Source organism: Pseudomonas sp. (assembly GCF_049645325.1).
Lineage (GTDB): Bacteria > Pseudomonadota > Gammaproteobacteria > Pseudomonadales > Pseudomonadaceae > Aquipseudomonas.
Map to the genome: position 1 here is coordinate 1 of NZ_JBARTQ010000076.1, position 9,852 is coordinate 9,852.

Genomic DNA, 9,852 nt, shown 5'->3' on the forward strand with positions numbered 1-9,852 from the left:
CGATGCTTCAGGATGCCCAGTTTCTTTATGCCGTCAGCGCCAAGCGCGCACAAATGGAAAACAACGACGGTACGGCGAGCCGAAGTTTCCATGCGGCGATGCTCAGTCTGAACGATAAGGAAGATGAATACGGGCCGGGTGAAGGCTTGAAGCGCCTGGGGTTGAGCAAGCACATGCGCACGGTGAATGTGCGTGAACTCGCCCGTGGGCAAGTGGGCATAAGCAATCGATCCGGGCATTCGGTGGCCGTGATCAACGGACGCGAAGAGTTATGGGGCCAGCCGGGTTTTGCGCCGACTCACGGTAATGCCATCGCCTTGGTCTGACCGCCCGGCAGCCAGCTTTTTGCCTACACCAAAGGATCAACGGTATGAACATCTCAACGGCAAGTCGAACGTTGGCTGTAACGCCAACGCAGCAGGCTGGAGTTTCCTGGCAGGCTGTCCGCGAAAATCCGCACATCGTCATCCCTGCATTCAACGCCAGCGAACGGCGCTTCGGCGAAAACTTTGACTGCAGCACCCATGCGGCAGTCATCAAAATGATGATGATGACCTTCGGCCGTACGCCTGCGGATATGTTTGACCAGGTCGAACGTACCGCCAGGGGTTACGCCATCACGATGAAGGATGAGTTCAAGGTCGAACTCACCTGTGAGGAGTTGCGCCAAGTCTGCATTGCCTCGCGGTTCACCGGGGCTGACGACGCAGCGGTCAGGGCTGCCAACCTTGTGCTCGCGGCCTTTGTGAAACGCAAACAGCTCGCGGGCGGCTATCCGGGTTTTGCTGCTGCGCTGGCGAAAACCCTGGAAGGCGAGACGGCCCTCCGGTGTTTGCAGGGTATGGGTGTGTATGGCTTGGCGCAGAACGTGTCTGCCCGGCAGATGGTCGGTGAGGCGGTGGTCGGTGTGCTGGAAACCCATAACCGCGGGAGCGCGCTGGTGGTTGATGGGGTAAAGCATCACTACGGGGATACCTCTCGGGTCGACCGAGGCTACGGGTACCGGCTGCTCAATGTCGCCACAGCCCGGCGAACCCGCGAGGTTGCCGCCGTCTCCGCGGTAGCGGTGGGCGTCAGACCTACGGATGTCTGGTCCGGGTTCTATCAGGGCAGTCAAGGCAATTGCGTGACGGTGTCCGCGATCAAGGCAGCGATGATGCGGTTCGGGCAAAACCCGGCAGGTATCTATAGACACATCGGCGCAGTGCCCGCAGGTTATGAAGTGGTCATGCGCGATGGCTTCAGACTCTGTGTGAGCCATGACGAACTGAGCAAAGCCACGCGGGGGTCGAACTTGCGCGGCAGTGATCAGGCGTTACTGGGCGATGCCAATTTCTTGTTCGCAGTGAGCGCCAAGCGCGCGCAGTTGGAGAACAACGACTTTCGGGGCAATCAGAGTTTCGCAGTGGCGATGGACACGCTGAATGACGGTGAACACCCCGGGCAAGCCCTGCGCAGGCTGGGCCTTTACGGGTATGTTCGAGACACGGACGTCGGGGAGTTGGCGAACGGCGCCATCGGTACGCTGGCCGATCATGGGCATTCGATGGCCGTGGTCAATGGCGTGCTGGATTACTACGGTCACAAACATGACCTGGCACCATCACGCTGGATGAACACCGGGTACCGTGCCTTAAAGCTGGTTTGATTCAGCGCAGGCTTACTCCAGCAACCGCCTGAACCCATCGATCGGCAACGGCCGGCTGTGCAGATAACCCTGAAACAAATGGCAGCCGAGTTTTTGCAGGAACGCCAATTGCTCCGGAGTCTCTACGCCCTCGGCGATTACCTCCAGGTTAAGGCTGCGCGCCATGGCCACGATGGCGCGGATGATTTCGGCGTCGTTGGGGTCGTGGGTCGCGTCGCGTACAAAGGATTGGTCGATTTTCAGCGCATCCACCGGCAGGCGTTTGAGGTAGGTCAGCGACGAGTAGCCGGTGCCGAAGTCATCCATGGCAAAGCTCACGCCGAGTTTTTTCAGGCGGCGCATCTTGAGCACGGTGTCGTCGAGGTTCTGGATCACGATGCCTTCGGTGATTTCCAGTTTCAGCAGGCTGTAGGGCAACTGATGGTGCTTGAGGCTGCGCTCCACCCGCTCCACGAAGTCATTCTGGCGAAACTGGCGGGGGCTGATATTCACGCACAGGCTGAAATTCAGCGGGTCCACCAGGCCGTCGGCAATCAACTGCGCAAAGGCGCCGCAGGCCTCATCGAGAATCCAGGTGCCCACTTCCAGGATCAGGCCGCTGTCTTCCAGCACCTTGATAAATTCGGTGGGTGACTGCGCGCCCAGTTGCGGGTGCTGCCAGCGCACCAGCGCCTCGGCACCGATAATTTTGTTGCCACGTGCGTCCACCTGGGGCTGGTAATGCACGCTGAATTCGCCGCGCGAGAGCGCCAGGCGCAGGTCGGTCTCCATGCGCAGCCGCTCGCTGGCGGTTTTTTGCATGCTGTTGTGGAACATTTGCGTGGTGTTGCGGCCCGAATCTTTCGCCCGGTAAAGGGCAATGTCGGCGCGCTTGAGCAAGTCGGCCGGGGTTGAACCGTGGTCGGGAATCAGCGCCACGCCAATGCTCGGAGTGACCTGCAGGCGATGGCCATCGAGAAACATCGGCTCGGAGAGCAGTTCGCGCAAGGTATCGGCCAGCTCCTGCACCTGCGTGCTGACTTCCGCGCGTGTGCCGTCCAGGCCGCTGAGCAGCACCACAAACTCATCGCCGCCCAGCCGCGCCACCGTGTCCTCCATGCGCACACTGGCTTCCAGGCGCGCGGTGACGATTTTCAACACGGTGTCGCCCACCGGGTGGCCGAGGGAATCGTTGATGTGCTTGAAGTGGTCCAGGTCCAGGAACAGCAGGGCGCCACGCAGGTTGTGGCGCTTGAGCAGGGCGATCTGCTGGCTCAGGCGGTCCATCAGCAAGGCGCGGTTGGGCAGGTTGGTCAGCGGGTCGTGATAGGCCAGGTGGCGAATCTGCGCCTGGGCGTTTTTCAGCAGGCTCACGTCGCGCGCGGTGAGCAGCAGGCACGGCATTTCATTCAGGGTGATCGGCTCGACCGACACTTCCACCGCCAGCAATTCGCCACGTTTGTTGTGCCAGAGCATTTCCAGGTGATGAATGCGGCCCTTGATCTGCAGTTCGGCCAGCAGTGCAGCGCGCTGGTTTTCATCGGCCCAGATGCCTATCTGGTAGAGCGTCAGGCCGATGGCCTCTTCGGCGCGGTAGCCGGTCAGGCGACAGAAGCCGTCGTTGACCTCGACATACCGCCCGGTGTCGCGCTCCGTGATCGAAATGGCGTCGGGGCTGGAGTGAAAGGCCTTGGCGAACTTCTCTTCGCTGGCCTTGAGCGCGGCTTCCGAGCGTTGTTGCTGGGTGATATCGCGCAGGGTGGTGACGATGCACGGCTGGTCGCTGACCTTGATCAGCCGGCTGGAGATCACGCAGGTCAGGGCCTGGCCATTCTTGTGGCGCACCACCACGGCCACATTGCTCAGTGACTGCTCGCGGATCACCCGCTCGATGCGTTGCAGGCGCTTGCTGGAGTCGTCCCACAGGCCGATCTGCTCGGCGCTTTTGTCGATGACTTCGGCGGCGGTCCAGCCAAAGGTCTGGGTAAAGGCCGGGTTGATCTCGATAAACGCCCCGGTCTCAAGGCGGGTGACGCAAATCGGGTCGGGGCTGGCCAGGAACAGGCTGGCGAACTTTTCTTCGGAGGCGGTCAGGCGTTGTTCGCGCTCCACCTGGTCGGTGATGTCCAGCAAGGTGCCGGCCATGCGCAACGGCTTGCCGGCTTCATCCCGATAAAGGCGGGCTCGGCTTTCCAGGTAGCGTGGGCTACCGTCTTCCACCAGCACGCGGTACGTCAGCTGATAATTGCCGTCCGGGCCTTCGCGCAAGCTGCGGTAGGCATTGCGCATGCCTTCGCGTTCTTCATCCGACATGCCTTCAAAAAACGCATCGAAAGGTTCGTGAAACGGCTCCGGCGGTAAGCCGTGCAGTTGCGCGGCACGGGCCGAGCCGTAGAGCATGCCGCTGGGAATGTGCCAGTCCCAGGTGCCGAGCTGCGCCGAGTCCAGGGCCAGGTCGAGGCGTTCCTGGCTGTCCTTGAGGGCGTGTTCGGCGTTCTTGCGATCGGTGGTGTCGAGAAACGTGCTGATCAGGTAAGCCTCGCCTTCGAGCTCGACCTTTTGCGCGCTGAGGGTGCCATCGTGGATCTGGCCGTTGCTGGCGCAGAACTGAACCTCCATGGTGATCGGTTCGCCCTTGCGCTGGGTGGCCTTGACCAGCAGTGCGCGTTGCTCGGGGTGGCGCCACAGGCCGAGGTCCAGGGTGGTGCGCCCGATGACGTCGGCCACCGGCCAGCCGAAGTGCATTTCGAAATACTGGTTGGCCTCGCTGATCAATCCGTCGGATTGCCGAGTGAGCAGGACCATGTTCGGGCACAGGTGGAACAGCGTGGCGAAGCGTTTTTCCGAGTGGCTGAGGGCTTGCTCCCGTTCGCGCTGGCGGGTGGTCTCGCGAATCACCCCGATCATGCGGCGCCGGCCTGTCTTGTCGGGGGCCAGGCTGCCATTGATCTCGAGCCAGTGGTGGCTGCCATCCGGCCACTGGATATGGTGGTGCATGGCCTGCTCGAACGGCTCGCCGGCCAGCACCGCGTGAAAAGCCCGCACGACCCGGGCGCGGTCTTGCGGCGCCAACAGGTCGAGGTAATCGAGGTCTTTGGGCAGCGGCTGGCGGGGGTCATAGCCAAACAGTGCCTGGGTGCCGCGTGACCAACTGATCTTTCCGGTGTCGATTTCCCACGCCCACGCGCCGAGCCGGGCAGCATTGAGCGCTGCCAGCAACTGCGGGGCGCTGTCCCAGCTTTGCTCCGCTTCCTGGGGGTCAAGGGCGTAGATGCGGGGCAGCGGTGGCACGGAATCGACGGGGTTGCGCATGTTCAAAGGGCCTTGGCTCAATGGGCGTTCGCGCGGTTTTATTCAAACCTTGAGGCCGCACAGCTTCATGCCGGTATCCCTGGCAGATCGACCTGTGCATCCAATAGGCTCATGAAAGCCCGCGCAGCGTTCGACAGCGTCCTTTCGGTGTGCACGATATAGCCTAGCTGGCGAGTGAGCTGTATGCCCGGCAAAGCGATGCTCGCCACCTGATCGTCCAGCATGGTGCGCGGCAAAACGCTCCAGGCCAGGCCGATAGAGACCATCATCTTGATAGTTTCCAGGTAGTTAGTGCTCATCGCGATGTTCGGCGTCAGGCCCTGGGCTTCGAACAGCCGGCTGACGATATGGTGAGTAAAGGTGTTGCCACCCGGGAACACCGCCGGGTGTTTGGCGATATCGGCCAGGTTGACGGTGCCGTTGCCGGTCAGGCTGTGCTCTGGTGCCACCACGAAGTCCAGCGGGTCATCCCACACCGGCGTTGCGCGCACCAAGTGGTGCGGGTCGGGCGCCAGGGTGATCACGGCCACTTCGGCGCGGCCGTGGAGGATTTCTTCGTAGGCCACTTCCGAATCGAGAAACTGAATATCCAGCGCGACGTTCGGGTATTCGCGGGTAAAGGTGCGCAGGATCGGCGGCAGGCGGTGCAGGCCGATGTGGTGGCTGGTGGCCAGGGTGAGGCGGCCGCTGACTTCGCCGGTCAGGTTGGTGAGGGCGCGGCGGGTGTCGTCCAGCACATTGAGAATCTGGTAAGCGCGCGGCAGCAGGGCGCGTCCGGCCTCGGTCAAGCCGACCTCGCGGCCCAGGCGGTCGAACAACCGCACCTTTAATTGTTGCTCCAAACCGGCGATGCGCTTGCTGATGGCGGGCTGGGTCAGGTGCAAGCGTTCACCGGCGCCGGAGAAACTGCCGGTCTCGGCAATGGCGATAAAAGCGTTGAGGTTGGCCAAGTCCATGGTGGTATTCCAGTTGGTAATCCAAAGCATAAAAAATATGAATTTGAGTTATTTAATGTAGCGCCATACCATCAGCCTCACAAGCCAAAGGGTTATTGAATGTCTCAAGGCCCGGGGCATAGAAAGACCGATGATGAGGACCGACTGATGGCCGGCAAAACGCTTTACGACAAGCTTTGGGATTCCCATGAAGTGAAACGGCGCGACGATGGCTCGTCGCTGATCTATATCGACCGTCACATCATCCATGAAGTGACCTCGCCGCAAGCGTTCGAAGGCCTGCGACTGGCCGGGCGCAAGCCTTGGCGCGTCGACTCGATCATCGCCACCCCGGACCACAACGTACCGACCACCCCGGAGCGCAAAGGCGGGATCGACGCGATCGTTGACACCGTGTCGCGCCTTCAGGTGCAGACCCTCGACGATTACTGCGACGAATACGGCATCACCGAATTCAAGATGAATGACGTGCGTCAAGGCATCGTTCACGTGATCGGCCCGGAGCAGGGCGCCACCTTGCCGGGCATGACCGTGGTCTGCGGCGACTCGCACACGTCCACCCACGGCGCATTTGGCGCCCTGGCTCATGGCATCGGCACTTCCGAGGTGGAGCATGTGTTCGCCACCCAGTGCCTGGTCGCCAAGAAGATGAAGAACATGCTGGTGTCGGTGGAGGGTGAGTTGCCTTTCGGCGTCACCGCCAAGGACATCGTCCTCGCGGTTATCGGCAAGATCGGCACCGCCGGCGGTAACGGGCACGCCATCGAGTTCGCCGGCAGCGCGATTCGCGACCTGTCCATCGAAGGCCGCATGACCATCTGCAACATGTCCATCGAAGCCGGTGCCCGTGTGGGCATGGTGGCAGCGGACGAAAAGACCGTTGAGTACGTCAAGGGCCGTCCATTTGCGCCAAGCGGTGCCGATTGGGACGCCGCCGTCGAAGCCTGGAAAGACCTGGTCTCCGACACCGACGCGGTGTTCGACACCGTGGTTGAACTCGACGCTGCCCAGATCAAGCCACAAGTCAGCTGGGGTACCTCGCCGGAAATGGTCCTGGCCGTCGACCAGAATGTGCCGGACCCGGCTAAAGAAACCGATCTGGTCAAGCGTGGTTCCATCGAGCGCGCCCTGAAGTACATGGGCTTGAAAGCCAACCAGGCGATCACCGACATTCAGTTGGATCGCGTGTTTATCGGTTCCTGCACCAACTCGCGGATTGAAGACCTGCGCGCTGCGGCGGTGATCGCCAAGGGCCGCAAAGTGGCGTCGACTATCAAGCAAGCGATCGTGGTGCCGGGTTCGGGCCTGGTCAAAGCGCAAGCCGAAGCCGAAGGCCTGGACAAGATCTTCCTTGAAGCCGGTTTTGAATGGCGTGAGCCGGGCTGCTCGATGTGCCTGGCGATGAACCCGGACCGTTTGGAGTCGGGCGAGCATTGCGCGTCCACCTCCAACCGTAACTTCGAAGGGCGTCAGGGTGCCGGTGGGCGTACCCACCTGGTCAGCCCTGCCATGGCCGCCGCCGCCGCCGTCAATGGTCGTTTCATCGACGTTCGCGAATTGATCTGAGGAATACCCGATGAGAGCTTTTACCCAACACACAGGTCTTGTCGCGCCGTTGGACCGTGCCAACGTCGACACTGACCAGATCATCCCGAAGCAGTTCTTGAAGTCGATCAAGCGCACCGGTTTCGGCCCGAACCTGTTCGACGAGTGGCGCTACCTGGACGTGGGCTACGCCTACCAGGACAACTCCAAGCGCCCGTTGAACAAGGACTTCGTGCTCAACGCCGAGCGTTACCAAGGCGCCAGCGTGTTGCTGGCCCGCGAGAACTTCGGCTGCGGCTCCAGCCGTGAACACGCGCCATGGGCCCTGGAAGAATATGGCTTTCGCAGCATCATCGCGCCGAGCTACGCCGACATCTTCTTCAACAACAGCTTCAAGAACGGCCTGTTGCCGATCATCTTGAGCGATGCCGAAGTAGACGAGCTGTTCAAGCAAGTGGAAGCCGACGTGGGCTACCAGTTGACCGTCGACCTGGCCGCGCAAACTGTGACCCGTCCGGATGGCAAGGTGTACCACTTTGAAGTGGATGCGTTCCGCAAGCACTGCCTGATCAATGGCCTGGATGACATCGGCCTGACTTTGCAGGACGGCGATGCGATTGCCGCGTTTGAGACCAGGCACCGGGCGAGCCAGCCTTGGTTGTTTCGCGACGCCTGATTTGCGGTAACCGTGCGGGCCCCATCGCGGGCAAGCCCGGCTCCCACATTGATCGATGTTCTCCTGAACAACACGGTCAACTGTGGGAGCTGGCTTGCCTGCGATAACGCCCGTACCAACACCCCAAAACCCAAGGAAAGCCATCATGACCAGCACTGCCCACACCCAAGTCGTGCAAAAGCAATTCGGCGAGCAAGCCTGCGCCTACCTGAGCAGTGCCGTGCACGCCCAAGGCACCGAATTCGCGCTGCTCCAGGCCGAACTGGCCGGGGCCGGCGCTGCGCGACTGCTGGATTTGGGTTGCGGTGCCGGTCATGTGAGCTTCCACGTTGCGCCGCTGGTTAAAGAAGTGGTGGCCTACGACCTGTCCCGGCAGATGCTCGACGTGGTCGCTGGTGCAGCAAAGGATCGCGGCCTGGACAACATCAGCACCGTGCACGGCGCCGCCGAACGTCTGCCGTTCGCCGATGGCGAGTTCGACTTCGTGTTCAGCCGCTACTCGGCGCACCACTGGAGTGACCTCGGCCTGGCCTTGCGCGAAGTACGCCGCGTGCTCAAGCCCGGCGGCGTGGCGGCATTCGTGGACGTCTTGTCACCGGGCAGCCCGCTGTTGGACACTTACCTGCAAACCGTCGAAGTGCTGCGTGACACCAGCCACGTGCGCGATTACTCCGCCGCCGAGTGGATGCGCCACCTCAGCGAAGCCGGCTTGCATGTGCGCAACAGCAGCCGTCAGCGCCTGCGCCTGGAATACACCTCGTGGGTCGAGCGCATGCGCACGCCTGAGGTATTGCGCGCGGCGATCCTGGAACTGCAACAGGCGATGGGCCAGGAAGTGCGCGATTACTACGAGATTCAAGCCGACGGCACCTTCAGCACCGACGTGCTGGTGGTCTGGGCCGAAAAACAAGGCTGATTAATTTTTCCCGACCTGCCTGCGGGCGGGTCGCTTGATGAAATGAGGAACGCATGAGCAAGCAGATTCTGATTCTCCCTGGCGACGGTATTGGTCCGGAAATCATGGCCGAAGCGGTCAAGGTCCTGGAACTCGCCAACAGCAAGTACAGCCTGGGCTTCGAACTGAGCCACGACGTGATCGGCGGCGCCGCCATCGACAAGCACGGCGTGCCGCTGGCCGACGAAACCCTCGACCGTGCCCGCGCGGCCGACGCCGTGCTGCTCGGCGCCGTGGGTGGTCCGAAGTGGGACAAGATCGAACGTGACATCCGCCCTGAGCGCGGCCTGCTGAAAATCCGTGCGCAACTGGGCCTGTTCGGCAACCTGCGTCCGGCCATTCTTTACCCGCAACTGGCCGATGCTTCGAGCCTCAAGCCGGAAGTGGTGGCGGGCCTGGACATCCTGATCGTGCGTGAACTGACCGGCGGCATCTATTTCGGCTCGCCGCGCGGTGTGCGTGAGTTGGAGAATGGCGAGCGCCAGGCCTACGACACGCTGCCGTACAGCGAAAGCGAGATCCGCCGCATTGCCCGTGTCGGTTTCGACATGGCCCGCGTGCGTGGCAAGAAGGTCTGCTCGGTCGACAAAGCCAACGTTTTGGCCTCCAGCCAGCTGTGGCGCGAAATCGTTGAAGAAGTCGCCAAGGACTACCCGGACGTCGAACTGAGCCACATGTACGTCGACAACGCCGCCATGCAGCTGGTGCGTGCACCCAAGCAGTTCGACGTGATCGTCACCGACAACCTGTTCGGCGACATCCTGTCCGACCAGGCGTCGAT

7 protein-coding genes and 1 pseudogene are annotated in these 9,852 nt (G+C 61.7%); 6 read left to right on the forward strand and 2 right to left on the reverse strand.

The window, feature by feature from the left end:
• Together WBB95_RS03205 and WBB95_RS03210 are read left to right on the forward strand one after the other, a co-directional pair.
• Positions 1-326: pseudogene (locus tag WBB95_RS03205) on the forward strand (hypothetical protein); the annotation flags it as partial.
• A gap of 44 nt (positions 327-370) precedes the next feature.
• Positions 371-1,648, forward strand: a complete 1,278-nt coding sequence (locus tag WBB95_RS03210; RefSeq protein ID WP_424486265.1) for a hypothetical protein — start codon at positions 371-373, stop codon at positions 1,646-1,648.
• A 12-nt stretch (positions 1,649-1,660) separates the two neighbouring features.
• On the opposite strand, the gene WBB95_RS03215 is transcribed toward WBB95_RS03210, so the two are convergent.
• Together WBB95_RS03215 and WBB95_RS03220 are read right to left on the reverse strand one after the other, a co-directional pair.
• Entirely contained in the window at positions 1,661-4,939 is a 3,279-nt protein-coding gene (locus WBB95_RS03215; RefSeq protein WP_424486266.1) for a sensor domain-containing protein, read from the reverse strand.
• Between the two features lie 65 nt (positions 4,940-5,004).
• Entirely contained in the window at positions 5,005-5,895 is an 891-nt protein-coding gene (locus WBB95_RS03220; RefSeq protein ID WP_424486267.1) for a LysR family transcriptional regulator, read from the reverse strand.
• A 147-nt stretch (positions 5,896-6,042) separates the two neighbouring features.
• Between WBB95_RS03220 and leuC the strand changes: the two genes are divergently transcribed.
• The 4 genes from leuC to leuB form a co-directional block, all read left to right on the forward strand.
• Positions 6,043-7,461, forward strand: a complete 1,419-nt coding sequence (gene leuC, locus WBB95_RS03225) for a 3-isopropylmalate dehydratase large subunit (protein ID WP_424486268.1) — start codon at positions 6,043-6,045, stop codon at positions 7,459-7,461.
• A 10-nt stretch (positions 7,462-7,471) separates the two neighbouring features.
• Complete coding sequence (gene leuD / locus WBB95_RS03230) at positions 7,472-8,116, forward strand: 3-isopropylmalate dehydratase small subunit (RefSeq protein ID WP_122539350.1); 645 nt, start codon at positions 7,472-7,474, stop codon at positions 8,114-8,116.
• A 145-nt stretch (positions 8,117-8,261) separates the two neighbouring features.
• Positions 8,262-9,032 carry a class I SAM-dependent methyltransferase gene (locus WBB95_RS03235; RefSeq protein ID WP_424486269.1) on the forward strand — a complete coding sequence of 257 codons (771 nt, stop codon included), beginning with the start codon at positions 8,262-8,264 and terminating at the stop codon, positions 9,030-9,032.
• Positions 9,033-9,085: 53 nt separating this feature from the next.
• Positions 9,086-9,852, forward strand: a 767-nt coding sequence (gene leuB, locus WBB95_RS03240) for a 3-isopropylmalate dehydrogenase (RefSeq protein ID WP_424486270.1), incomplete at its 3' end; no start/stop codon positions are given.